The sequence below is a fragment of the Streptomyces sp. CB02400 genome (assembly GCF_001905725.1).
Classification (GTDB): Bacteria; Actinomycetota; Actinomycetes; order Streptomycetales; family Streptomycetaceae; genus Streptomyces; species Streptomyces atrovirens.
Map to the genome: position 1 here is coordinate 189,584 of NZ_LIWB01000008.1, position 24,146 is coordinate 213,729.

Annotated in this window: 25 protein-coding genes and 1 pseudogene; 12 read left to right on the forward strand and 14 right to left on the reverse strand. The window is 71.8% G+C overall.

The genetic code is table 11. The annotated features are described in order from the left end of the window. Positions 1–4: 4 nt before the first annotated feature. Entirely contained in the window at positions 5–745 is a 741-nt protein-coding gene (locus AMK33_RS20890) for a helix-turn-helix domain-containing protein (protein WP_073934549.1), read from the reverse strand. Positions 746–966: 221 nt separating this feature from the next. On the opposite strand from AMK33_RS20890, the gene AMK33_RS20895 reads away from it, so the two are divergent. The 4 genes from AMK33_RS20895 to AMK33_RS20910 all read left to right on the forward strand — a co-directional run bounded on the left by AMK33_RS20895 (position 967) and on the right by AMK33_RS20910 (position 3,963). After that, positions 967–1,635: a DUF4097 family beta strand repeat-containing protein gene (locus AMK33_RS20895; RefSeq protein WP_073934409.1), complete on the forward strand. Its 669-nt coding sequence runs from the start codon at positions 967–969 to the stop codon at positions 1,633–1,635. 37 nt (positions 1,636–1,672) lie between these two features. Then, positions 1,673–2,629, forward strand: coding sequence for an ATP-binding cassette domain-containing protein (locus tag AMK33_RS20900; RefSeq protein WP_073934410.1), 957 nt, complete (start codon positions 1,673–1,675; stop codon positions 2,627–2,629). Further along, positions 2,626–3,417 carry an ABC transporter permease gene (locus AMK33_RS20905; protein WP_073934411.1) on the forward strand — a complete coding sequence of 264 codons (792 nt, stop codon included), beginning with the start codon at positions 2,626–2,628 and terminating at the stop codon, positions 3,415–3,417. Before AMK33_RS20900 ends, AMK33_RS20905 begins: the two co-directional genes overlap by 4 nt. Positions 3,418–3,579: 162 nt before the next feature. Then, complete coding sequence (locus AMK33_RS20910; RefSeq protein ID WP_073934412.1) at positions 3,580–3,963, forward strand: hypothetical protein; 384 nt, start codon at positions 3,580–3,582, stop codon at positions 3,961–3,963. Positions 3,964–3,967: 4 nt separating this feature from the next. Here AMK33_RS20910 and AMK33_RS20915 read toward each other — a convergent pair whose 3' ends face one another. The 3 genes from AMK33_RS20915 to AMK33_RS20925 form a co-directional block, all read right to left on the reverse strand. Next, positions 3,968–5,611 carry a DNA repair helicase XPB gene (locus AMK33_RS20915; protein ID WP_073934413.1) on the reverse strand — a complete coding sequence of 548 codons (1,644 nt, stop codon included), beginning with the start codon at positions 5,609–5,611 and terminating at the stop codon, positions 3,968–3,970. 96 nt (positions 5,612–5,707) lie between these two features. Beyond that, positions 5,708–5,893 (reverse strand): hypothetical protein, encoded by a 186-nt coding sequence (locus AMK33_RS42225; protein ID WP_073934414.1) that lies wholly within the window; start codon positions 5,891–5,893, stop codon positions 5,708–5,710. A 448-nt stretch (positions 5,894–6,341) separates the two neighbouring features. Then, positions 6,342–9,137 (reverse strand): helicase C-terminal domain-containing protein, encoded by a 2,796-nt coding sequence (locus tag AMK33_RS20925; RefSeq protein ID WP_073934415.1) that lies wholly within the window; start codon positions 9,135–9,137, stop codon positions 6,342–6,344. 117 nt (positions 9,138–9,254) lie between these two features. Between AMK33_RS20925 and AMK33_RS20930 the strand changes: the two genes are divergently transcribed. Continuing rightward, positions 9,255–10,361 (forward strand): hypothetical protein, encoded by a 1,107-nt coding sequence (locus AMK33_RS20930; protein ID WP_073934416.1) that lies wholly within the window; start codon positions 9,255–9,257, stop codon positions 10,359–10,361. A 402-nt stretch (positions 10,362–10,763) separates the two neighbouring features. Then, entirely contained in the window at positions 10,764–11,393 is a 630-nt protein-coding gene (locus tag AMK33_RS20935; RefSeq protein ID WP_073934417.1) for an HAD family hydrolase, read from the forward strand. A gap of 11 nt (positions 11,394–11,404) precedes the next feature. Here the strand turns inward: AMK33_RS20935 and AMK33_RS20940 are convergent, their stop codons facing one another. Next, positions 11,405–11,671 (reverse strand): hypothetical protein, encoded by a 267-nt coding sequence (locus AMK33_RS20940; RefSeq protein ID WP_073934418.1) that lies wholly within the window; start codon positions 11,669–11,671, stop codon positions 11,405–11,407. Positions 11,672–11,835: 164 nt separating this feature from the next. Here AMK33_RS20940 and AMK33_RS44915 point away from each other — a divergent pair, with 164 nt between their 5' ends. Beyond that, a complete protein-coding gene (locus AMK33_RS44915; RefSeq protein WP_030864536.1) occupies positions 11,836–12,219 on the forward strand; it encodes a cold-shock protein in 384 nt (127 codons plus the stop codon). A gap of 7 nt (positions 12,220–12,226) precedes the next feature. Here the strand turns inward: AMK33_RS44915 and AMK33_RS20950 are convergent, their stop codons facing one another. From AMK33_RS20950 to AMK33_RS20965, 4 genes are all read right to left on the reverse strand, one after another. Next, entirely contained in the window at positions 12,227–13,081 is an 855-nt protein-coding gene (locus AMK33_RS20950) for a 1,4-dihydroxy-6-naphthoate synthase (protein WP_073934419.1), read from the reverse strand. Beyond that, positions 13,068–13,811: a futalosine hydrolase gene (locus AMK33_RS20955; RefSeq protein WP_073934550.1), complete on the reverse strand. Its 744-nt coding sequence runs from the start codon at positions 13,809–13,811 to the stop codon at positions 13,068–13,070. Before AMK33_RS20955 ends, AMK33_RS20950 begins: the two co-directional genes overlap by 14 nt. A 5-nt stretch (positions 13,812–13,816) precedes the next feature. After that, the gene (locus AMK33_RS20960) at positions 13,817–14,317 is read right to left on the reverse strand and encodes a DUF2703 domain-containing protein (protein ID WP_235618152.1); all 501 of its coding nucleotides are present in this window, start codon (positions 14,315–14,317) and stop codon (positions 13,817–13,819) included. A gap of 64 nt (positions 14,318–14,381) precedes the next feature. Beyond that, positions 14,382–15,815 carry an MFS transporter gene (locus tag AMK33_RS20965; protein WP_073934421.1) on the reverse strand — a complete coding sequence of 478 codons (1,434 nt, stop codon included), beginning with the start codon at positions 15,813–15,815 and terminating at the stop codon, positions 14,382–14,384. 342 nt (positions 15,816–16,157) lie between these two features. Between AMK33_RS20965 and AMK33_RS20970 the strand changes: the two genes are divergently transcribed. Next, positions 16,158–17,084 carry a DUF3027 domain-containing protein gene (locus tag AMK33_RS20970; RefSeq protein WP_073934422.1) on the forward strand — a complete coding sequence of 309 codons (927 nt, stop codon included), beginning with the start codon at positions 16,158–16,160 and terminating at the stop codon, positions 17,082–17,084. Between the two features lie 114 nt (positions 17,085–17,198). Here the strand turns inward: AMK33_RS20970 and AMK33_RS20975 are convergent, their stop codons facing one another. The 3 genes and pseudogenes from AMK33_RS20975 to AMK33_RS20985 all read right to left on the reverse strand — a co-directional run bounded on the left by AMK33_RS20975 (position 17,199) and on the right by AMK33_RS20985 (position 19,501). Next, positions 17,199–18,239 (reverse strand): hypothetical protein, encoded by a 1,041-nt coding sequence (locus AMK33_RS20975; protein WP_073934551.1) that lies wholly within the window; start codon positions 18,237–18,239, stop codon positions 17,199–17,201. 120 nt (positions 18,240–18,359) lie between these two features. Beyond that, a pseudogene (locus AMK33_RS20980) lies at positions 18,360–18,713 on the reverse strand (helix-turn-helix domain-containing protein); the annotation flags it as partial. A gap of 359 nt (positions 18,714–19,072) precedes the next feature. Continuing rightward, positions 19,073–19,501, reverse strand: coding sequence for an ATP-binding protein (locus tag AMK33_RS20985; RefSeq protein ID WP_073934423.1), 429 nt, complete (start codon positions 19,499–19,501; stop codon positions 19,073–19,075). A 159-nt stretch (positions 19,502–19,660) separates the two neighbouring features. On the opposite strand from AMK33_RS20985, the gene AMK33_RS20990 reads away from it, so the two are divergent. From AMK33_RS20990 to AMK33_RS21010, 4 genes are all read left to right on the forward strand, one after another. Next, positions 19,661–20,539, forward strand: coding sequence for a helix-turn-helix domain-containing protein (locus tag AMK33_RS20990; RefSeq protein WP_073934424.1), 879 nt, complete (start codon positions 19,661–19,663; stop codon positions 20,537–20,539). Then, a complete protein-coding gene (locus tag AMK33_RS20995; RefSeq protein ID WP_073934425.1) occupies positions 20,536–20,745 on the forward strand; it encodes a DUF397 domain-containing protein in 210 nt (69 codons plus the stop codon). The genes AMK33_RS20990 and AMK33_RS20995 overlap by 4 nt, the downstream gene beginning before the upstream one ends. Positions 20,746–21,076: 331 nt before the next feature. After that, positions 21,077–21,454, forward strand: a complete 378-nt coding sequence (locus AMK33_RS21005) for a type II toxin-antitoxin system RelE/ParE family toxin (RefSeq protein ID WP_073934426.1) — start codon at positions 21,077–21,079, stop codon at positions 21,452–21,454. Beyond that, on the forward strand, positions 21,454–21,762 hold the full coding sequence (locus AMK33_RS21010) for a helix-turn-helix domain-containing protein (RefSeq protein ID WP_073934427.1): 309 nt from the start codon (positions 21,454–21,456) through the stop codon (positions 21,760–21,762). Before AMK33_RS21005 ends, AMK33_RS21010 begins: the two co-directional genes overlap by 1 nt. Positions 21,763–21,849: 87 nt before the next feature. Here AMK33_RS21010 and AMK33_RS21015 read toward each other — a convergent pair whose 3' ends face one another. After that, positions 21,850–22,455, reverse strand: coding sequence for a M23 family metallopeptidase (locus AMK33_RS21015; protein WP_073934428.1), 606 nt, complete (start codon positions 22,453–22,455; stop codon positions 21,850–21,852). A gap of 351 nt (positions 22,456–22,806) precedes the next feature. Further along, positions 22,807–24,069 carry an SLC13 family permease gene (locus AMK33_RS21020; RefSeq protein ID WP_201263059.1) on the reverse strand — a complete coding sequence of 421 codons (1,263 nt, stop codon included), beginning with the start codon at positions 24,067–24,069 and terminating at the stop codon, positions 22,807–22,809. Positions 24,070–24,146 lie beyond the last annotated feature (77 nt).

Here is a 24,146-nt window from a genome sequence, read left to right on the forward strand (position 1 = left end):
CCCCTCACTCGTCCGTGCCGTCCGGGGTCGTTCCGGGCTTCGTGTGAAGGACCTCGCGGGCCTGCTCGGCGGCGCGGGTGATCGCCTCCGAGATGAAGTCGAGGTAGCGGGCGATGTTCTCCAGGCGCGTGGCGGCCGGTGTGCCGCGCCCCATGATGCCGACGCCCTGCCGTGAGGTCTCGGCGACCTGGGCGGTGGACCGGGCGCTGGCCATCATCGACTGGTGCCAGATGTCGTCGTCGACGCCGTAGCGCTCACGGCGGCCTTCTTCGCGTTCCCGGCGGATGAGCCCCTGGCTCTCCAGGAACGTGACCGCCTTGGAGACGGACGCCGGGGAGACCTCGAGGCGCTGCGCGAGTTCGGCGGCGGTGAGGCTGCCGGTGTCGGTGAGGGTCAGGCAGGCCATGACCTTGGCCATCATCTTGGGCGTGCCCGACGCTATGAAGACGGTGGTGAGCGTCTCCTCGTACTCGCGCACGGCCTCCGCGTCGCGTCCGTGCTCCTCCGGGAGCGCCTTCGCCCCCTTGGGCGCCGCGGCCTGTCTGCGCCGGTGGGCGCGGCGTTCGGTGGCGCGGTGGGCCAGGTCCGCGCGGTAGGCGGTGGGTCCGCCGTTGCGCATCACCTCACGCGTGATCGTCGAGGTGGGGCGGTCGAGACGTCTGGCGATCTCCGCGTAGGCGAGCCCGTCGGCCAGCCCCAGTGCGATCTGCTGACGTTCCTGCTGGGTGAGCCTGCCTCCTGGCAACGCGATCCCCTCCGTGGTCCGTGATGGCTCCAGCATAGCGTTCACTCTCAATTCATTGCAACGAGCCGAGTTCGTTTGTTGCGTTAGATTCCAATCTGTTGCAACGATATTGCCGCGCTGAACTGCGTAAATAGATTTTCTACGCAACGAGCTTGTTGCCGTATCCATGAACGCAACGTAGCGTTTCCGGTGTCAGAAACGACAACCCGAAGGAGCGCACGATGCAGTTCGACACCCCCACCCCCGTCTCGGTCGTCCTCGACGTCCCCGCCGGCCGCATCCGGTTCATCGCCGCCGACCGGGCCGACACCGTGGTCGAGGTCCTGCCCGCGGACGCCACGAGGAGCCGCGACACGAAGGCGGCGGAGCAGACCAGGGTCGAGTACGGCGGCGGAGTCCTGCGGATCGACGGCCCGCCGGCGAAGAACCAGATCCTCGGCCCGTCCGGATCCGTCGAGATCACCGTCCAGCTGCCCGCCGGCTCCCACGTCGAGGCGAAGGCCGCCGGCGCGGAGCTGCGGGGCGTCGGACGGCTCGGCGACGTCGTCTTCGAGGGCGCGCAGGGCCCGGTCAAGCTCGACGAGACCGCGAGCGCCCGCCTCGCCGTCCTCGCCGGCGACATCTCGGTCGGCCGCCTGGGCGGCCCCGCCGAGATCAGCACCCAGAAGGGCGACATCCGCGTCACCGAGGCCGTGCGAGGCACGGTCACGCTGCGCACCGAGCACGGCGACATCACCGTCGGCGCCGCCCGCGGAGTCTCCGCCTCGCTCGACGCCGGCACCGGCTACGGCCGGGTCCACAACACGCTCAAGAACGCCGACGGCGCCGCCGCCGGCCTGACCGTCCACGCGACCACCGCCTACGGCGACATCACCGCCCGCAGCCTGTAGACCAGCGGCCCGTAAAGGCCCGTAAAGGAGAAACCCCATGACCGGCTTGGCCATCGCGGCGAACGGGCTGCGCAAGTCCTACGGCGACAAGACCGTCCTCGACGGCGTCGACCTGACCGTCCCGGAAGGCACGATCTTCTCCCTGCTCGGCCCGAACGGCGCCGGGAAGACCACCGTCGTCAAGATCCTCTCCACCCTCATCACCGCGGACGCGGGCGACCTGCGCGTCGGCGGCCACGACCTCACCACCGACCCCCGGGCCGTGCGCGCCGCGATCGGCGTCACCGGTCAGTTCTCCGCCGTGGACGGCCTGATCACCGGCGAGGAGAACATGCTCCTCATGGCGGACCTGCACCATCTCCCCAAGCGCGAGGGGAGGCGGGTGGCCGCCGAGCTGCTGGAGCGGTTCGACCTGGTGGAGGCCGCGAAGAAGCCCGCCTCCACCTACTCCGGCGGCATGAAGCGCCGCCTCGACATCGCCATGACCCTGGTCGGCGACCCGCGGATCATCTTCCTCGACGAACCGACCACCGGCCTCGACCCCCGCTCCCGCCACAACATGTGGCAGATCATCCGCGGGCTGGTCGCCGACGGGGTGACGGTCTTCCTCACCACCCAGTACCTGGAGGAGGCCGACGAACTCGCCCACCGCATCGCCGTACTGCACGACGGCACGATCGCCGCCGAGGGCACCGCCGACGAACTCAAGCGGATCGTCCCCGGCGGACACGTCCGGCTCCGCTTCACCGACCCGGCCGGCTACCGGTCCGCCGCCTCCGCCCTGCGTGAAGCGACCAGGGACGACGAATCCCTCACCCTCCAGATCCCCAGCGACGGCAGCCAGCGCGAACTGCGCGCCGTACTCGACCTGCTCGACTCCGCCGGCGTCGAGGCGGACGAACTGACCGTGCACACCCCCGACCTCGACGACGTCTTCTTCGCCCTGACCGGCGGCGCCGCCGTCCCCGCCCAGCCCAAGGAGGCCGTCCGATGAGCAACCTCGCCCTCGCCGTGCGCGACTCGTCCACGATGCTGCGCCGCAACCTCCTGCACGCCCGGCGCTACCCGTCCATGACGCTGAACCTGCTGCTCACGCCGATCATGCTGCTGCTGCTCTTCGTCTACATCTTCGGCGACGCGATGAGCGCCGGCCTCGGGGACGGAGGGGCGGACCGGTCCGCGTACATCGCCTACATCGTGCCGGGCCTGCTGCTGATGACCATCGGCTCCACCACGATCGGCACCGCGGTCTCCGTCTCCAACGACATGACCGAGGGCATCATCGCCCGCTTCCGCACCATGGCCATCCACCGGGGCTCCGTGCTCATCGGGCACGTCATCGGCAGCGTGCTGCAGTCGGTCGCGAGCGTGGTCCTCGTCGGCGCCGTCGGCGTGGCCATCGGCTTCCGCTCCACGGACGCCACCGCCCTGGAGTGGCTGGCGGCGTTCGGGCTGCTCGTCCTGTTCGCCCTGGCGCTCACCTGGATCGCCGTCGGCATGGGCCTGATCAGCCCGAACGCCGAGGCCGCCAGCAACAACGCGATGCCGCTGATCCTGCTGCCGCTGCTGTCCAGCGCCTTCGTCCCGGTCGAGGGGATGCCGGGCTGGTTCCAGCCGATCGCCGAGTACCAGCCCTTCACGCCGGCCATCGAGACCCTGCGCGGGCTGCTGCTCGGCACGGAGATCGGCCACAACGGATGGCTGGCCGTGGCCTGGTGCCTGGGACTGGCGGTGCTCGGCTACTTCTGGTCGGCCGCCAGGTTCGACCAGGACCCGAAGTAGCCCCATGAGGGGACGAACCGTGTCCCGCGCCTCGGCTCCAGGGGCGGCGTACTCCGACACCGCGTCGGTGCACGCCGCCCCTCGGCGTTTGAGTACGCGGACGCGTCCCGCTGAGTACCCGCGCCGGTGTGCCGGTCACCGCCCGGCCGCTTCACTGGCCGTATGAGCCACCACCACGCCGCCGCCCCCGTTCCGTCCGCCTGGCAGTACCGGGCCGAGCGGGACCCCCGCGCCTGGGTGGCGCCCACCGTCGCGACCGTGCTCGGGGCACTGCTGGCCCCCGTGGCGTTCCTGTTCGGCGGGCTGTCCGTCATGGCGACCGACAGCTGCGGACCCGACGACTGCTCGCAGGCGCTGACGACCGCCCTGAACGTGATCTTCGGAACCCTGTTCTTCGGCGGCGTCCTCGCGGGCGGCGCCTGGCTGGCCTCCTGGCTGCTGCCCTGGACCCGCCGCTGGTCGGTGCCGCGGGTCTGGCTGGCGGGCCTGTCGCTGCTGCCCTGGCTGTTCGTCCTGGTGCTGGTGTTCAACCTGCCCGAGGGGTGACCGGTCAGCCGTCGGTGAGGAGCTCGTCCGCGTCCATGATCCGGTACGCGTACCCCTGCTCCGCCAGGAACCGCTGGCGGTGCGCCGCGAAGTCCTGGTCGATGGTGTCCCGGGCGACCACGGAGTAGAAGTGGGCCTGGTGCCCGTCCGCCTTGGGCCGCAGCACCCGGCCGAGCCGCTGCGCCTCCTCCTGTCGTGACCCGAAGGTGCCCGACACCTGGATGGCGACCGTCGCCTCCGGCAGGTCGATCGAGAAGTTCGCGACCTTGGACACCACCAGGACGTTGATCTCGCCCTCCCGGAACGCGTCGAACAGCTTCTCCCGCTGCGCGTTCGACGTCTCGCCCTTGATCACCGGCGCGTCCAGATGCTCGCCCAGCTCGTCGAGCTGGTCGATGTACTGCCCGATGACGAGGATCTGCTGCCCCGCGAACCGCCGGACGATCGCCTCCGTCACCTTCTGCTTGGTGGCCGTCGTCGAGCAGAACCGGTACTTCTCCTCCTGCTCCGCCGTCGCGTACGCCAGCCGCTCGGAGTCGGTGAGGTTGACCCGGACCTCCACGCAGTCGGCCGGGGCGATGTAGCCCTGCGCCTCGATCTCCTTCCACGGCGCGTCGAACCGCTTCGGGCCGATCAGCGAGAACACGTCCGACTCGCGGCCGTCCTCGCGCACCAGGGTCGCGGTCAGGCCGAGCCGCCGCCGGGCCTGGAGATCGGCGGTGAACTTGAAGACCGGCGCGGGCAGCAGGTGCACCTCGTCGTAGAGGATCAGGCCCCAGTCACGGGAGTCGAACAGCTCCAGGTGGGGGTAGATCCCCTTCCGCTTCGTCGTCAGCACCTGGTAGGTGGCGATGGTGACGGGGCGGATCTCCTTCCGCGTCCCGCTGTACTCGCCGATCTCGTCCTCCGTCAGGGAGGTCCGCCGCACCAGCTCGTGCTTCCACTGCCGCGCCGAGACGGTGTTGGTGACCAGGATCAGCGTGGTCGACTTCGCCTGCGCCATCGAACCCGCGCCGACCAGCGTCTTGCCGGCGCCGCAGGGCAGGACGACCACACCGGAGCCGCCGTGCCAGAAGTTCTCCACGGCCTGCTTCTGGTACGGGCGCAGCGCCCACCCGTCCTCGACCAGCTCGATGGGGTGCGCCTCACCGTCCACGTACCCGGCGAGGTCCTCGGCGGGCCAGCCCAGCTTCAGCAGCGTCTGCTTGATCTGCCCGCGCTCCGAGGGGTGCACGACCACCGTGTCGGGATCGATCCGGGCACCGACGAGCGGCGCGATGCGCTTGGAGCGCAGCACCTCTTCCAGCACGGGCCGGTCGGTGCTGGTGAGGACGAGGCCGTGTGCCGGGTGCTTGTGCAGGCTGAGCCGGCCGTAGCGGTCCATGGTGTCGGCGATGTCGACGAGCAGCGCGTGCGGCACCGGGTAGCGGCTGTACTGCACCAGCGCGTCCACGACCTGCTCGGCGTCGTGCCCGGCCGCCCGCGCGTTCCACAGGCCGAGCGGGGTCACCCGGTAGGTGTGGATGTGCTCGGGCGCCCGCTCCAGCTCGGCGAACGGCGCGATGACACGACGGCAGTCGTCGGCCTGCTCGTGGTCGACTTCGAGGAGCAGGGTTTTGTCGGACTGGACGATGAGCGGACCATTCACGCGCGGCTGCCTTTCTGCGACGGGCTCGGCACGGGCACTTCGGCCAAACCTCCAGTCTGCCCGATCGCACGCGCTCACGGTCCCGAGCGGACCGGGCTACATCAGCGCGGGCAGCGTGAGGTTGTTCACCAGCGGCCCCTCGACGGACACCCCCTCGCCGAGGAGCGGCCCCCCTCCGGCGGCCGGAATCGGCAACGGCAGCGCGGCGGCGGCCGGGGTGAGCACCGCGACGAGCGCGAGAACGGAGAGACAGACGGCCACCGCACGGAACAAGGAAGGCACGGGACACCCTTCATTCTCTTCGGACTTCTTCGGACTTCTTCGGACGACGGGAACGGGCCGGTCCCGGGGACGAGGGACCGGCCCGCCGTGAACGAGAAACGGAACGGATCAGAACGCGAGACGAGTCAGGACACGGAACGTGTCAGGACACGGGAGGTGTCAGAAGGTCACACCCCCGCCGAGGTCGATCCCGACCGCGGCGGCCTCGGCGGCGAACGCTCCGAGCAGCACGGCCGTGGAGGTCAGTACGGCGGCGACGCGACGAACGGCACGCATGGGACTTCCTTTCTGTTGCGTGCGAACGGACCGCGGTGGTTTCCGGGCCCGTTCAGGACATCCGGTGGCTGCCCAACGGCCCGCCGCGGGATGCGCGACGCCCCACAACCTCGCTCATCAGGGGGAACGTCCCGGCGTGGCGTGCATGAAGTCCGTCGTACACCCGAACGGCTCAGCGCTCGTCGTCCGCCAGCTCCGCGACCCCCGTGATCCTGTGCAGCGGATACGTACGGACCTCGTCCGCGGTGTGGTCGTACGCCGTGACGAAGCCGCCCTCGACCCGGACCGGGGCGATGACGCGCTGGCTGGCGCCGCCCTCGGCGTTGACGTAGCCGATCCACAGCGCCTCGCCGGTGAGAACGGCGGCCTGCACGGTGGCGAGGGTCTCGGCGGCGGTCGTACGGGGCGGCTCCCCGTGGCCCGGCTCGCTCCCGGCGGCCGGTTTGCGCGGGGTGGTGGAGGCGAGGTCGCCGGCGCGGACGGCGCGGATCGCCGCCGTGAGCAGGGTGTCGTCGGGGACCGGCGGCCCGTCCGGGACCGGCGCGGGAGGGGTGCGTGGCGGGGTGCGGTGGGCGTCGGCGCGGGCGATCACCACATCGCCCTCCGCCGACTCGGCGGCCGGCGCGAACCCCATCGCGCGCAGCCCCTCCAGCAGGCCGGCCGGACCGGCCTGCGCGGCCAGCACGGTCGGGGCCAGCCGGCGCAGGCCCAGCCCCGCGGCCCGCTTGTCGGCGAGGATCTCGCTGAGCACGGCGTCGTCGTCGCAGCGGACGTAGGCCGAGGCGGCACCCACCCGCAGGTGCCCGTGCCTGCGGGCCACGTCGTCGATGAGGTACGCCAGCGGCTGCGGCACCGGCGTACGGGAGTGCGCGGCGAGGAAGGCGTGCAGGTCGGAGGCGGTCTGCCCGGCGTCGAGTGCGCGCCGTACCGAGCCGGGCGTGAACCGGTAGACGGTCGCGCCACCCTTCGACTCCACGTCCGCGAGGACCCCCAGCACGTCGGCGAGCGGCCGTTCCAGCGGGCCCGGCGCCACCGCCGTCAGATCGGCCTGGAGGAGCACGTGGTCCAGCGGTTCGGGCAGCAGCGGCGCGAGCAGGCGGGCGGCGGCAGCGGCGGCCGTGGCCTGCTCGGCGGGGGAGAGCGGCACCGGTACCGGAGCGGGCCGGTGGTGCACGGGCAGCTTGTCGCCCGGCCCCTCGGGCTCCGCCTCCGCCCGCCTGGCCGCGGGCGCGCCGATCAGCGCACGCCCGTGCGCGGACAGCGCGCCACGCCCGGTGACCCCGAGCATCTCCGCCTCGGAGAGCGTCCACCGCGCGACCCGCGCCCGCAGATCCTCACCGTCCCCCGCCCCCGGGGCCCCCTCCGCCCCGCGGACACCTCCGGCGACGGAGCCGTACACACCACGAGCACCCCCTGCTCCCGCACCACCGGCCCCGTGAGCGCCCTCCGCCGCCGGCACACCCGCCCAGCGGGCGCCCTCCGCGCCGGGTGGGCTCCCTGCCGCCGGGGCGCCCGCGCCGCGACCGGCCCCCGCCGTCGTGCCGCCAGGTGCCTGGCGAGCGCTCTCCGCCGCTGGAAAAGGCGCACCGGCGGGGCCCCGCCCGCCTCCGCGCGGCGGGCGTTCCCAGCGCAGGCGTGCCAGGACCGACTCCGGGGCCGGTGCGGTTCCCTCCGGGAGCCCGGACAGCAGGGTCAGGACCCTGTGCCGTACCTCCGGGGCCGCCGAGCGGTCCAGGCCCGGACCCAGGGCCGACAGCGTGCGGTCCTTCGCGTCCCGCCCGCCGACCAGCCCCGCCGTCCGGGTCGCCGCCAGCCACGCCGTGACCAGGTGCGCCCACCGCTCCGCGTCCGGCCGCTCGCGCCACTCGTCGTACGCCGGGGTCGCCGCGTACCGCTCGTCGGCCTCCCCGTCGGAGGCCAGCAGCCCGGCCGCGTAGGCGAGTTCCACCCAGAACGCGGCCACCGGCTCGGGCACGTCCAGGGCGGCGGCGGTCCGCTTCAGGTCCCGCACGCTCAGCCCGCCGGCCCGCAGCACCGCCGGGCCGCCCTCGTGCCAGTCCTTCAGCAGCTCCTCGACCGTCGCCAGCGCCGTGTACGCCTGCCCGGCCGCCGTCGCGTCCACCACCTGCGGACGGTGTGTGGCGGCGGCCTCGACGGGCGGCGGCGACGGCTCCACCGCCCGGTGCGCCCGCCCCGCCCGCAGCCGCAGCGCCACCTCGCGCGGCAGGACGACCGTCCCGGGTGCCGTCGGCAGCAGCAGCCCCCGGTCGAGCAGCCAGCGCAGCCGGGGCGCGGGATCGGCGGTGACCTGCCCGTACGGCGGCCCCCAGACCAGCCGCTCCAGCACCTCCACGGACTCGGCCGGTGCCTCGTCGAGCAGCGCGGACATCCGCGCCGGGTCGTCGAACAGGGCGGTCAGAGCGGCCACGGCGGACACCGAGTCGTGCGTCGACGGCAGTCCCGCCGTCGCCACGATCTCCTGGATCCGCCCCGGCGACATCCCGGTGGTGGCCTCCCGTACGGTCGGCCCGAGCCCGGTCGGCGAGGGGTGCTGCGGCGACGGCGCCAGCAGCTCACGGGCGGTGCGCACCAGCCGCAGCCGGTCGTCACCGCCCCACACCAGCGCCTGCTCGCGCAGCACGCGGAGCGCGTGCGGCAGCGCGGCGGAGACCGCCGGGTCGCGGTCGTCGCCCGCCATCAGCCCGAGGAGTTCGTCGTACGACGCCGGATCCGCCGCCACGGCCAGCGCCTGCGCCGTCTGCAGCGTGAACCGGTCCAGCCGTTCCAGCGCCCGTACGACCGAGGCGCGGGTGCCGGCGCGGGTGGCGAGCTGGGTGAGGTCGGTGGGCACGGGCGTGATGAGGTCCGGCCGGCTGCGCAGCAGCGCGGCCAGCGCCACGTCGTCCCGCCCCCGGAGGGCCTCAGCGAGGGATCGGGGGGCCGCCGCGGGCTTCTCCTCGGTGCTCATCCGCCTCACGTTAGCGGGTGGGTACGCCGGTGGCGTGCCGGGAGTTGGGTCGGCCGGCCCCACTCGCGGTACCGTCGGGCGACGGTGTCCCGACGCATCCGTCCCGGAGGGGACTTCGTGGGTATCGAGAGCGACCAGGTCGTCTACGAGTATCTGAGCCGCGTCGGCGACGTGGCGCAGCAGCGGCAGCTGCCGTCGGCGGCCCGCATGCGGCTGGTCGCCGAGCTGCGCGACGAGATCGACCGGCGGCGGGCGAAGGCCGTGGTCGATTCGCCCGCGGCGGTCCGCCGCATCATCTCCCGCATCGGCACGCCGACCGAGGTCGTCACGGCGGCCGAGGACACCTCTGCCGCTGCCGCTCCGGGCGCCGCCGCCGCTGCGCCGCCTGCCGCTGTGCCGGTGCAGCGGGAGCGGAAGGGCGGCGCGGGGGGCCGCGGCAACGCTCGCGAGGACGCCCGTGACAGCGCCCGCGAGGACGCGCGCGGCGACGCCCGCGACAATGTCCGAGGCGACGCCCGTGATGGCGCTCGTGCCGACCGCCCCAAGGGTGTCCTGCGCCGGATCGTCCCCCGCCCCCGCCCTGCCGGGGTGCCGGACAGCAGTCCCGCCCCCGCCGACGTACCGTCCCCGCCGCACCGGGCCGGTACGGACGAACTCGGCGACAGTGCCACCCAGCCCGACTGGTGGCGGGTGGACAACAGCGCGTTCGGCATCGGTGACGAGGTGCCGGGTTTCGTCGGCGGGGTCGAGATCCCCGAACTCCTCAAGCCGCCCCCGGCGAAGGAGAGGGAGGAAACGCCGGCCGAGCCGGCCGCCGCGCCGGAGGCCGAGGAGGAGCCCGCCGCTTCCCGTCGCCGCCGCTTCCTTCCGCGCCTGCCGTCGGGACGCTGGAGCAACCCCCTGCTCCTGCTCGCCGCCGGGCTGCTGGTCGCGGGGACCGTGATCGGCGACTGGCGTGCCCTGATCCTGGGCTGGCTCATCGCCTACGCCTCCCGTCGCCTGACCCAGGCGGAGATCAAATGGGCGGTGGTCATCCTTCCCGGCCTCGCGCTCGCGGGCGGTGTGGTGTGGCTCTGGGGGAGGACGGCGGGGCGTTGGGGCACGCCCATTGCCGAGGGGCATATGAACGCCGCGATCTCCGAGACCTGGCCGTGGGTCGTCCGGGCTGCGGCTCTCACCACGGCGCTGTTCCTGGTCTGGCGCTCGCAGCGCCAGAAGGGCTGATTCCAGCCCCTCCGGCTGCACTCGGCCCGCTCTGGCTCGACCCAGCCCGTCCGGCACCATTCAGCCCGTCCGGCACCATTCAGCCCCTCCGGCGTTTGAGGAGCGGGGGTCCGGGGGCGGCGCCCCCGGGGACGGGAATGGGAAGGGGCGGCGGGGGCGATCCACCCCGGGCGTCTGCTGCGCTCACGGCGCTTGCCAGGTGCCGCTGCGCCCACCCGTGCCGCCCCAGCGGCACGACTGCCCGCAGCTACGGGGACTGGACTGCGGCACGACTGCCCGCGGCTACGGGGGCTGCGGGGGCTGCGGCGCGACTGCCCGCGGCTGCGGCGGTGGGCGGCGCGACTGCCCGCAGTCACGGGCGGCACGCCTGTCCGCGGCCGCGGTGTTGGGACAATGGCGCGCATGGCCATCACCACCCTCCTCCCGCCCACCGTCGGCTTCGATCTCGACATGACGCTCATCGACTCCCGCCCCGGCATCCGCGCCTGCTACCTCGCACTGGCCGAGCGGACCGGGACGTACATCGACGCCGACCTCGCGGTCACCCGCCTCGGCCCGCCGCTGGTGGACGAGCTGCTCAACTGGTTCCCGGCCGAGCGGGTCGACGAGATGGCGGACCTCTACCGGGCCATGTACCCGACGTACGCCATCACCGCCACACCCGCCCTTCCCGGCGCCCGTGAGGCGATAGCCGCCGTACGGGAGGCGGGCGGGCGGGCGATCGTCGTCACCGCCAAGTACGAGCCCAACGCCAAACTGCACCTGGCCCACCTCGGCATCGAGCCGGACGCCGTGATCGGCAACCTGTGGGCCGAGCAGAAGGCGCTCGCGCTGCGCGAGCACGAGGCCACCGTCTACGTCGGCGACCACGTGGGCGACGTGCGCGGCGCGCGGACCGCCGGCGCGCTGTCCGTCGCCGTCGCCAGCGGTCCCTGCGACGCCACGGAGCTGCGCGAGGCCGGCGCGGACGTCGTCCTCACCGGTCTGCCGGAATTCCCGCGGTGGTTTTCGGACTACTGCTCGGGCCGCTGACCGGAAACCGCTCAGGAAACCGGACCGGAAACCTGCCCCGCCCGCGCCCGGCGGCGCCCCACCGCGGCCGAACGCAGTACGCCCGCGCCGGCCATCAGGAATCCGACGGCCATGAACATGCTCAGCCCGAACATGTACGTGGGAAAGGGCGTCGTCCCGAGGAACAAGGGGGCCACGGTGACCAGAGTGGCCACAGCACCGACGAAGAAGACGATGGCACCGGCACGGACCAGACCGTCACCGGGCGCGGGGGAATTCGCTTGGGTTTTGTCACGCACCGGACCAGGGTAGTTCCCAGCGCGAAGGAACAACCGGGTGACGTCTTGTCACCGGCCTGAAGACCATTAGCCTTGGTACCGGCGGGTCATCGGGCCCGCCCGAGTGCTATCAAGAGCCGTTTTCCGAAGCAGTTTTCCCGACGAGTACGAGGACGAGGACAGACGTGCCCACCGGCAAGGTCAAGTGGTTCAACAGTGAGAAGGGCTTCGGCTTTCTCTCCCGTGACGACGGCGGAGACGTCTTCGTGCATTCCTCGGTCCTCCCCGCCGGAGTCGAGGCCCTCAAGCCGGGCCAGCGCGTCGAGTTCGGTGTGGTCGCCGGACAGCGCGGCGACCAGGCCCTCTCCCTGACCGTCCTGGACCCGGCCCCTTCGGTCGCGGCGGCCCAGCGCAAGAAGCCGGACGAGCTGGCCTCCATCGTCCAGGACCTGACGACCCTGCTGGAGAACATCACGCCGTCACTGGAGCGGGGCCGCTACCCCGACCGTGCGGCCGGCAAGAAGATCGCCGGCCTGCTCCGCGCGGTCGCCGACCAGCTCGACGTCTAGAGCCGGCTCAGGGAAACCGCAGCGCGTCCGGGCCGAGGGGCGGCACCAGTCCCTCGGCCGCCGCACGCGTGAGCAGCCCCCGTACGGCCGCGTAGCCGTCCTCGCCGAGACCGGCCGTGAACTCGTTGACGTACAGCCCGATGTGCTGGTCGGCGACGGCCGGGTCCATCTCCTGGGCGTGCTCCATGACGTACGGACGCGACACCTCCGGCTCGTCCCAGGCCATCCGTACCGACGTACGAATGGACTCGGCGAGCCGCGTCAGCGTCTCCTCGCCCAGCGACCGCTTCGCGATGATCGCGCCCAGCGGGATCGGCAGCCCGGTGGTCCGCTCCCAGTGCTCACCCATGTCGGCGAGCCGGTGCAGCCCGTAGCCCTGGTACGTGAAGCGGGCCTCGTGGATGACGAGTCCCGCGTCGACCTTCCCGTCCCGCACGGCGGGCATGATCTCGTGGAACGGCATCACCACGATCTCTCCCACCCCACCCGGTACAACATCCGCCGCCCACAGCCGGAACAGCAGGTACGCCGTCGACCGCTCGCTCGGCACGGCGACCGTACGGCCGGTCAGGTCCACCCCGGCCTCCCTGGTCAGCACCAGCGGCCCGCAGCCCCGCCCCAGCGCGCCCCCGCAGGGCAGCAGGGCGTACTCGTCGAGGACGTACGGCAGCACCGCGTACGACACCTTCAGCACGTCCAGCTCACCGCGCTCGGCCATGCCGTTGGTGAGGTCGATGTCGGCGAACGTCACGTCGACGGCGGGCGCGCCGGGGACACGGCCGTGGGCGAGGGCGTCGAAGACGAAGGTGTCGTTCGGGCAGGGCGAGTAGGCGATCCGCAGCTGCTGCTCAGGGGTGGTCATGCTGGTCATGCTGGTCATGCTGAATCCAACTCTCCAGGACGGGCGCGAGCTTCCCGAAGCCCTCGGTGAGGGCCGTCAGGGCGTCGCCGATGCGCCAGGCGGCGCGGTCGCGCGGGCCGACGGGGTTCGACACCGCCCGTATCTCCAGCACGGGCCGCCCCTGTGCGACGGCCGCCTCGGCCACACCGAAACCCTCCATGCCCTCGGCGAGGGCGTTCGGGTGCCGGGCGCGCAGTTCGGCGGCACGGTCGGCGGTGCCGGTGACGGTGGAGACGGTGAGGACGGTGCCGGGGCGGGCGTCCGTCACTCGGACGGCCTCCCGCACGAGTGAACTCGGGGAGTGATGCGCGACGTGCCCGAAGCCCAGTTCGGTGACGGGGAGGAAACCGTCCGCGGTCTCGGCGCCGAGATCGGCCACGGCGATCGTGTGGGAGACGACGAGCGAGCCGACCGGCGCCTCGGGCTGGAAACCCCCGCCGATACCGGCGCAGACGACGAGACCGTAGGGGGCGCCGTCGAGCGCGGCGGCGGTGAGTGCGGCGGCGGTGGAGGCGGCGGCCGAGGCGGGTCCGACACCGGTGGCCACCAGATCACACCCGCCGCCCGTCCGGACCAGGCTCACCCCGGGAAGGCGCACCTGCTCCACGTCCCCGGGGAACGCCCCGGCCACCGCGTCCCGCTCGACGGGGACCGCGGTGGCCACGAGAACGCGTGAGGACGACGTGCTCAGACTGATCAGTCTTCCTTCTTCTTCAGCCGGAAGGACCACAGCCCCGTGGCCTCGTTCTCGCCCTCCTTGATCGACACCAGGGTCGAGTCGCCCTGGGCGCCGTACTGGGCGTTGAAGAACACGCTGCCCGGGATGACCTGGTAGGTCTTCTTGCTGGAGTCGACCAGCGGCTGACCGTTCATCAGGATGGTCCAGCCGTTGTCGGCGATCTCCGGGTCGACGCCGAAGCGCACTTCCTTGGTGGGGTCGACGTCGATCTCGTCGATGCCCTTGTCCTGCAGGCACTTGTTGAGCGTCTCGGCGTTCAGGGCCTCGCCCTCGCCACCGCAGGTGGCCTCCGAGCTCACCGAGTCGCTGCCCACCGTGATGGTGGCCATCGACGTCGGCTTGTCACAGGCGGCCAGGACGAGCAGTCCGGCGGATACGGCGCCGACGGCGGCGACGGCACGGCGGCGTCGCACAGCGCGGTGACTCAGAGCGGCTGCGCCGCGGGGCAACGTGGTCATGGGGCGAAGGCTATCTGGCGCGTCCGCCACACTTCCCATGCGGGGGTACGGCGTGGCCGCGCCGTTACGCCACTCGCGCCCGCCCCGCGTTCCCCTGCCGGGCCGAACGGATCAGCCCGCGGACCGTGGTCAGCCAGCCCGCGGCGACGATCGTCGCGCCCACCGCCAGCCCCAGCGTGCCGATCAGCGGCATCGCGATGCCGATCGCGCCGCCCAGCACCCACGACATCTGCAGCAGTGTCTCCGAGCGCGCGAACGCCGACGTCCGCACCAGCTCGGGCACGTCCCGCTGGATCAGCGCGTCCAGCGACAGCTTGGCCAGCGCCTGCGCGAACCCGGCGACCGCGGCGAGACACGCCACCAGGACCGCGCCGAAGAACGCCGCGGCCAGGATCGCCGCACTCGCCACACACGCCACCACCGTCACGATGATGATCTCCGGGGCGCGCGACCGCAGCCACGCCCCGACCGCCGTGCCGAGCGCGTTGCCCGCCCCCGCCGCCACACCCACTATGCCGAGGGACACGGCGGCGCTCTGCCCCGTCATCGGGTGCTCGCGCAGCAGGAAGGCGAGGAAGAAGATCAGGAAGCCGGTGAGGCAGCGGATGGAGGCGTTGGCGCCGAGCGCGTGGGTGACGGCCGGGCCGACCGTCCGCAGGCCGGGACGTTTCTCCGCCTTGCCGCGCGGGCCGTGCAGATGCCGCTCGTCGGCGGCGAGCAGCGCCACGTCCTCGCCCTTCGCGGAGTCCACCTTCGGCGGCAGCCGGAAGGACAGGAACATCCCCGCCACGAAGATCGCGAACGCCCCGTACAGCGGCCAGCGCGGCCCGACCTGTTGCAGGCCCGCGCCGATCGGCGCGGCGATCCCGGTCGCCAGCAGCCCGCCGAGCGTGACCCGCGAGTTCGCCTTCACCAGGGAGAAGGCGGGCGGCAGCAGCCGCGGCACGACCGCGCTCCTGACCACCCCGTACGCCTTGGACGCCACCAGTACGCCCAGCGCCGCCGGGTACAGCTCCAGCCCGCCGGTGATCACCGCGCCGGACAGGACCAGCGCGAGCAGCGCCCGGGCGAGCATCGCGCCGGCCATGGCGGCGCGACGGCCGTGCGGGAGGCGGTCCAGGAGCGGGCCGATCACCGGGGCGAGGAGGGTGAACGGTGCCATGGTGATGGCGAGGTAGAGGGCGACACGTCCGCGCGCCTCGTCGGTCGGCACGGAGAAGAACACGGTGGACGCCAGCGCGACCGTGATCATGACATCGCCGGCGCCGTTCACGCCGTGCAGCTCGATCAGCTTGCCGAGCCCGGACTCCCCGGCGCCGTGCGCGTGGGTCGCCCGGCGGATCCCTCGCGCGGTTCTGGTCACCGGGAAGTGCAGGGCGCGCCCGAACGCGCGAAGACGGCCGCCCGCCCGGCTCGTCCCGGAGCGTCGGCCGCTGCCCCTGACCCCTTTCGGCCCACCGGTCCCGGTGGCGCCCTGGGGTGTCCTCGCGGTAGCCACGACGCCATAGTGCCCCGAGAAGGCCGTGTGTAATGCCGTATCGCCATGGACGCCGCCGTGGTGCGGCTGTACGGCCGAATGCCGGAGGCCGACGGGAACACGTCGCCGGAGGCGGTCGGCCGCCCCCGGAAACCGGCGCGCGGGACTCCGTAACAACCGTCGGTGTAGGCCCAGCGCACGCGAGAAGGTAGCGTGCGTATCTCAGCCATCCCGCAGAATGGATGGAGGCGCGCCCGAGCACGTTGTTGCGCGGACGTCGACGCGGTCCCACTGTCCGCTCCGTCCGCCCCCCGTGCTGGGAGTGGCGCACTCGTGAGACGGCGTAGGAGAGAAGCGATACCTGTGAGCGCAGCGACAACGCGAAGCCGCACCCCCGACCGTCTGTGCGCCGAGGCCGTCGACCTCGCCCGCGCCGCAGCCAAGGAGGCCGCCGCGCCCGGGGTCGTGGGCGAACACGAGGGCCTGATCTCCGAGGGCGACCGCGTCGTCACCCACTTCTTCGGGTGCCACGAGCCCGGCTACCGCGGCTGGCGCTGGGCCGTCACCGTGGCCCGCGCCTCCCGCGCCAAGATCGTCACGGTCGACGAGGCGGTGCTGCTGCCCGGCCCCGACGCGGTCCTCGCACCGGAGTGGGTGCCGTGGAGCGAGCGGCTGCGCCCCGGCGACATGGGCCCCGGCGACCTCCTCCCCACCGAGGCCGAGGACCTGCGCCTGGAGCCCGGTTTCTCCGGCGAGGAGGAGCCGCCGCCGAGCTCCGCGGTCTCCCACGAGATGGCCGACCTGGTGGAGGCGGAGGACGCCGAGGTCACGGCCGGCGCCCCGGCCAACCTGCCCGTCACCCCGTCCCGCGGCTCGATCGCGGCGGTCGCCGAGGAACTCGGCATGCGCCGCGCCCGGGTCCTGTCCCGCTACGGCCTGCACAGCGCCGCCGACCGCTGGGAGGAGTCGTTCGGCGCGAAGACCCCGATGGCGCAGGCGGCCCCCGCCTCCTGCGTGTCGTGCGGCTTCCTCACCCCGATCGGCGGCTCGCTGGGCCAGGCGTTCGGGGTGTGCGCCAACGAGTTCTCCCCGGCCGACGGCCACGTCGTCTCCCTGGCCTACGGCTGCGGCGGCCACTCCGAGGCCGCGGTCATGCCGAAGCCCCCGCAGCCGGCCCCGCCGGTCATCGACGAGACCCGCGTCGACCCGTTCCCCCTCCGCCCGGCCCCCGACTCCGGCTCGGTCCCGGCGACGGAGGACGCGTCGTCGGCGGAGCTGGGGCACTCCTAGCACCGGCCGGGGGCGGCACGGCTCGGACGCGTACCGCCCTCAGGGCCTCGCCCGGGGCGGTACTCGGCTCCCGCAGGGCTTCGGGCGCCTGCTCGGGGCGTGGAACGGGTTCGGTCACGCGTCCTCGAAGACCTTTTCGGCCTTCGGGGCGGCGAGGGCGCGGGCGAGCCAGAGGCGGAGGAGCTCGGGGTCGGTGCAGTCCGTGATGCGGCTGCGGACGTCGTCGGAGATGTCGAGTCCGCGCTGCTCCAGGACGAACAGGATGTCCTCGGCACGGTCCTTGACGCGGGCCTCTTCGCGGACTTCCTGCCGGACCTCGCGCTGGACTTCCTCGCGGACTTCCTGCCGGACCTCGCGCTGGACTTCCTCGCGGACTTCCTGCCGGACCTCGCGCTGGACTTCCTCGCGGACTTCCTGCCGGACCTCGCGCTGGACTTCCTCGCGGACTTCTTTTCGGACTTCTTCTCGAACCTCTTCGGCGAGGTAGGACTTGTAGAAGGAGAGGTCCACGGCCACCAGGTTCCTCCAGAGGTGCTTGGCCGGGTTCTTGCCCAGGCCCTGTGCGGTGAATTCGATCAGGGGACTCGCGATGTCTTTGGGCTCGTCCCGCAGTGCGGTGGACAGGGCCTTCAGTATCGCATCGACGACCGGTTCGGCAGCGTGTGTGATGGCCGCCAGGCTGGCCAGGGCCAGGTCGGCGCGGGCTTCTTCCGGATCGGTGATCACGGGCATGTTGTGCGGACCGGCGACCATGGGGCGAAGGGTGAGGGTGGGCATCTGGGGCGGTCCGCAGCTCACCGACTGCTGGGCCCATTTGGCCGTGGCGTGGTCCTGGCAGACGACCAGGAGGGCCGTGGGCAGCCGGTACTTCGACCACAGGTACGCGGTGTAGTACGCCCAGCTCGCCGGCTTGTCCGGGTGTTTCCTGCCCTGAGCCTCGATGGCCAGGAGGAACGGGCCCTGCTCCGCGGTCTCGAAGCGGAGGAGTGTGTCGACCCGGCGTTCGACGGGGTTGGTCTCCGTCAGGTCGGTCGGTAGGGCTGTCGCCTTCACCGGGGTGGGGATGTCGACTCCGAGGAAGCGCGAGACGCGGCTGAAGAGTCCGGGGTCGTGCTGGAAGATGCGGTGCATCGCCTCATGGGGCGGGCTGACCATGGGTTTCCTTACTGGCTTCCGGGGCGAGCGGTGGCTGCACGGCAGTCGCGGCAGTGGGTTTCGGTTTCGGGGGCGCGGAAGGCGCGGTCGCAGCCGTCGCAGGTGCGGAGGCCGTGACGGGCGGGTGATGATGCGGCCGGTGGGGGTGCGGACGCGTTCGCGGCGGAGGTAGCCGTGGGTCTCCAGTTCGCGCAGGGCGTCGGCGATGCGTTTGGTGCCTTCTTTGAAGCGTGCGGCGAGGCTCTTGATGTCCACGGGGGTGCCGGTGGGCAGGGACTGGATGTGGCAGCCGAGGCCGATGGCGAGCAGGGACAGCTCGGGGTGCTGGGTGAGGTGGTTGCCGATCACCACGAAGCGGGTGGTGTGGCGGGTGTTGTCGTGGATGACGCCGCCGGTGTGGTGACGCGATCGGGTCGGATTGCCGGCGGGGGCTGACCGGGCGGGTGGGGGCGCGCTAGTGTTTTGGGTATCCATCGGGAAAGGTCTCGTTTCCTGGGTGGTTAGGCCCTCGCACCGGGATGCCAGTCCCGGCGGGGGCCGAAGTCTTTTCGGGTGGTGTGCGCTGAGCGTAGAGGCGTTGGGGGTCCGAAAATCCAGCTGAGCCGGTGATGTTCACCCACCCGAGTGATCACGTGCCTCGGACGGGAAAGGGTGGGGCTTGGTGGGGTGCTTTCCCCGAAGTTCTTGCTTGGGGAAGGCGCCGACGGCACCGGAGCTTCGGTTCCCGGGTTCCGGTGCCGTGAGGGTGGTCAGAGGAGCGGATCTCCAACGGAATGGCCCGTTCACCTCGGTTTTCGCGCTCCTGGGATGGAGAAATGCGCCAATCGAAGGACCTATGGCGTTCGGCCTGAGGGGAACCGCAGTTCGGCCCAGACGGTCTTGCGCGGGAAGCGGCCCTCGGTCACGCCCCAGCGGTCCGCGAGCGCTTCCACGAGGAGCAGGCCCCGGCCCGACTCGGTGTCGGAGGAGGGCGGCCGGAGCTCGGGCAGGCGCTCGCCGCGGGTGTCGGTGACCTCGATACGGAGGGTGTCGGCCACGACGTGGAGCGTGAGCCGGAAGTCCCGTCCCGCGACACGGCCGTGGGTCGTCGCGTTGGCGGCCAGCTCCGCGATGACCTGACGGGCCGGGTCCACGGGCATCCCCCAGGAACGTAGTTGGCCCGCTCCCAGTCGCCGGGCTTGGTGGGCGCCGCGTGGCGTTGGGGAGAGCAGCACGCTGAAGTTGCGGACGGGGGTGGTGGGTTCGGCAGTTCGCTGATTCACATCACTCAGCGTGGCCGGATCCGCGTACCGTGATGAGTTACTCAGCGCGTACGTACGGTCACTGTCCGGTGGTTGTCCGGTGCTGTCGGGGCTGTTCCGACGGTTGGTACGGGTAGGGCGCCGGGTGCGTCACGGACGGTTCCGAAGGAGAGGTGCGGCATGACGGCGGTCGATGCGGAAGCGGGTCGGCTCAAGGAAGAGGCGGACGAACCCGGTTGGGAGGTGGACCCGGACGACGAGTGGGGCGTCGCGGTCATCACGACCGTCGGACGCCAGCTGAAGCTGCGCCGCGAGGCGGCGGGGATGCGGGCCGCCGAGTTCGGGCGGATCGTCGGCTACGGCGAGGACATGGTCTACAAGATCGAGGGCGGCAAGCGGATCCCTCGGCAGGAGTTCCTGGACAAGACGGACGAGGTCCTGGGCACGGGCGGGTTGATCGCGGCGGCCTGGGAGGACGTGAAGAAGGTCCGGTACCCGAAGGAGGTTCGGGCGCTGGGAAAGTTGGAGGCGAAGGCGGTCGAGATCGGGCTGTACGAGTGCAACATCGTCGCTGGGTTGTTGCAGACGCCAGAACACGCGAGGGCGGTGATCGGAGCGGCGCAACCTCCGTACTCGCCGGACGACGTGGAGCGCATGGTGGCCGCTCGTCTGGATCGGCGGGCGATCTTCGAGCGTGACCCGGCCCCGGCGCTCAGCTTCGTCCTGGAGGAGGGGGTGCTACGTCGCCCCATCGGGGGGAAGATGGTTTGGCGTCAGCAGCTTGAGCGTTTGTCGGAGGTGGGGCGGTTGCACAACGTCGTGCTTCAGGTTATGCCGATGAACTGTGACACCCACTCCGGGATGGACGGCAGGATCGAGCTGCTGAAGTTCGCTGACGGTACAGCGGTGGGCCGCTCCGACGGTGCGTTCAACGGGCGGCCGACCTCCGATCCGAGGCAACTGCGCATTCTTGAGCTGCGGTATGGCACGATCCGGGCTCAGGCACTCTCTCCACGCGAGTCACTGGCTTTCATCGAACAACTGCTGGGAGAAACATGATCCGCAAGTCCACCGCCGGGGACGCCTCTGAGCTGGCTTGGTTCAAGAGCAGCTACAGCGGTGGCAACGACGGCAATTCCTGCGTCGAACTCGCCCTCACCCCCGGCACCATCCACGTCCGCGACTCCAAGAACACCGCTGGCCCCCGCCTCACCTTCACCCCCGACACGTGGGCGCGTTTCGTCCCGTACGCGTCCGAGGGCTGACCCCGGGCTTCGTCCTCGGCATCAGGCGGCCTGGGACGTGAAGGTCACCGAGAGGTCGTTGTCGGGGGCGATCTGCCTTGCTGAACAGGTAGGCACGTCTGGTCTCCTGGTAGCCCTCACGTGCCCGGCCGGCATCGGTGATCTCCCGGCGGGTTTGGTTCGAGGAAGCTCCTGCGGGAGGAAGGTGTGGGCGGAGGAACCGGGCCTTCCGGCTCTGGGCCGCTACCTGATCGTGTGAATTTCGGGCAGTCCGCATCAAGAGCAGCCGACCGACCGTTTGTGTGGACGTCGCAAGACTCGTCCACCACCCCGCCCCACGAACGGAACGGTCATGTCGGAACCGCCGGACCCGGATTTCTACACCATCGAGGTCGAGCCCGAGGTCCGGACATGGCTGGCGACCCTCTCACTGCCGGACTACAGAGCCGCTGAACGTTTTGCGGACCGGCTTGCCATCGACGGGCCCGCAATGCCGTTTCCACTCGCCAGCCACCTCGGCGATGGGCTGCGGGAACTACGCATCGGCCCGATGCGCGTCACTTACTGGTTCGCCCCGCAGCGCCGCGCGGTCCTCCTCACCGTCTTCCGCAAGACCCGGATGCGGGAACGGGACGAAGTCCTGAGAGCGCAGCGAGCGAGGAAACTGTGCGAGGCGGAGCACACGCCGGCTGATGAGCACGCCCTCTACAGTAGGGACGAGGAGGCCTGATGAGCAGCGGGTACCACACGAGCTGGAAAGTTCCGTCGGAACACCGTGAGGATGCGGCGTACCGGGCTGCGGGCCGCCGTATGGACTTCGCGCAGGCCGTCTACGACCGGCGTTCCGCTCTCGGCTGGACCACTGCGGAGCTGGCGCGTCGTGCCGCGCTGACGGAAGAGGACGTCGAGGCCATCGAGGAGAGCGGTGTCGACCCCACGCTGGAGCTGATCGAGCGACTGGCCGAGGCTCTGGAAGCCGGAGCCCGCATCGACCCTCGCACCAGTCCCGAGTTCCGCTTCGAAGAACACGCGGCCTGATTCACCGCCCGCCCCTCGGACGAGTGACCCCGAGGACGGCGCGGGGCCGTTCTCGGGGTCGCTCGGGTGCTGCTGGTGTGACCGGGGTCAGACGCTCACGCCGTTGGAGCGCAGGAACTTCGCCGGGTCGATGGCGGAGCCGTAGTTCGGGGTGGTGCGGATCTCGAAGTGCAGGTGCGGGCCGCTGGAGTTGCCGGTGTTGCCGGACAGGGCGATCTTCTGGCCGGTCTTGACGACCTGGCCGGCCTTCACGTTGACCTGCGACAGGTGGGCGTACTGGGAGTACGTGCCGTTGCCGTGCTTGATGACGATCGCGTTGCCGTAGGCGGGGCCGTCGCCGGCGCCGTTGGGGCCGGCCTTGACGACGGTGCCGCCGTGCGCGGCCATCACGGTGGTGCCGGTCGGGACGGCGTAGTCCTGGCCGCTGTGCTTGTGCGCCCACATGCCGCCGTTCTGGGCGAAGCTCGCGGACAGCTTGTAGCTCTTGACCGGGGAGACCCAGGAGGCGGTCGCCTTCTTGGCGGCGGCCTGCGCCTGGGCGGTGGTGGCGGCGCCGGGCGCGGCCGTGTTCTCGGCGGCGACCGCGGCCCCGACTCCCAGGACGACCGTGGCGCCCATGCCGGCGGCCAGGACGGCCGCGCGGGTCTGGGTCAGGGACGTACGGGGGAGACGGGACGTGACGCGCTGGAGCATGGAGACCTCATGGGTGAGGGGACGGGGAAGCCATCGGCGGAACGGGTCCGTGCCGCGCTGGCTGTTCCTTGGTAACCGGATCCGGACAGAAGCCGCAAAGGTGTGACCTACGACGAAAGGTCGTACATCGGGTGTGAGACGCGCGTCTCTTGACCGGTGGGTCCGTACGGGGCGAAACCCCCCATTTCAAGCTGATCGATCAGCCGCGTGCCCTAAATGTCCCTTTTGGATTCAATTACTTTTCCACTATTCCGGGTAGTACCGGACGGAACGCCTGTGCCGCTTGTCACCGGGAGCCTGATCCGGGGTCCGCGTGAATGTGGCGTGGGTCTCCGGGATCCCCGTCCGGGATCATCCGCCCAGCAGCTCCAGTGACCCCCACAGCGCCACCGTCGACGCCACCAGCGCCGTCGGGACGGTGGCCAGGCCCAGCAGCGTGAAGCGCTTGAGGCTGACCTCGTGGGCGTGGTGGTGGGCGATGCGGCGCCACAGGAGGGTGGCCAGGGAGCCCGCGTAGGTGAGGTTCGGGCCGATGTTGACGCCCAGCAGGACCGCGAGGACCGCGCCGGGGCCGGACGGTGCGGCCAGGGGGACGAGGGCGAGGACCGCAGGCAGGTTGTTGATCAGGTTGGCGAGCAGTGCCGCCAGGCCCGCGGTGGCCAGGAGGGCGGGGAGGGTGGTGCCGCCGGGGAGGACCGCGCCGAGCGCGTCGCCCAGGCCGTGGTCCAGGACCGCCCGTACGACCACGCCGAGGGCGAGGACGAACGCGAGGAACGGCAGGTCGGCCGCGCGGAGGATCGCCGCCGGAGTGGTGTGGCGGCGGGTCAGGGCGCGTACGGCCATCACGGTCGCGCCGGCCGCCGCCGCCCACGCCGGGTCGACGCCGAGCGCGGACGCCACGGCGAACCCGGCGAGCGTGGCGGCCACCGTCACCAGGGCGAAGAGCGGCGGCTTCGCCGGCTTCTCCGGCATCTGGGGAGCGGTGGGCGCCGTGTCCAGGTCGGCGGCGAAGAAGCGGCGGAAGACGGCGTACTCCACGGCGATCGCCGCCAGCCACGGCAGGGTCATCAGCAGCGCGAAGCGGGTGAAGCCCAGCCCCGTGGCGGTGAACGCGAGCAGGTTCGTCAGGTTCGACACCGGCAGCAGCAGCGACGCCGTGTTCGACAGGTGCGCGCCCGCGTAGACGTGCGGGGCCGGACGGGCACCCATACGGGTGGCGGTGGCGAACACCACCGGTGTCAGCAGCACCACGGTGGCGTCCAGACTGAGCACGGCGGTGATCAGCGAGGCGAGGGCGAAGACCGCGCCCAGCAGCCTGCGCGGCCGGTGGCGGGACCAGCGGGCCATCCAGCTCCCGCAGGCCTGGAAGAGGCCCTCGTCGGCACAGAGCCTGGCCAGCACCAGCACGGCGGCGAGGAAGCCGAGCACCGGCCCGAGCCGGACGGCCTCCTCCCGCACCGCCGCCAGTGGGATCGCGCCGGTCGCGATCACGACGCCGGCCGCGGGCACCGCGAACGCCGCCTCCGGCCAGCGGAACGGACGGACGACGGCACACACCAGCACCACGGCCAGCGCGGCGACGGACAGCGATTCGAGCAGCACGGTCCTGATCATCCACAGGGGGCGGCGGTACGTGGACACCGCGTCGCCGGGATGTCGCGGGGCGGTACCTTCGACCTCACGCCGATGTG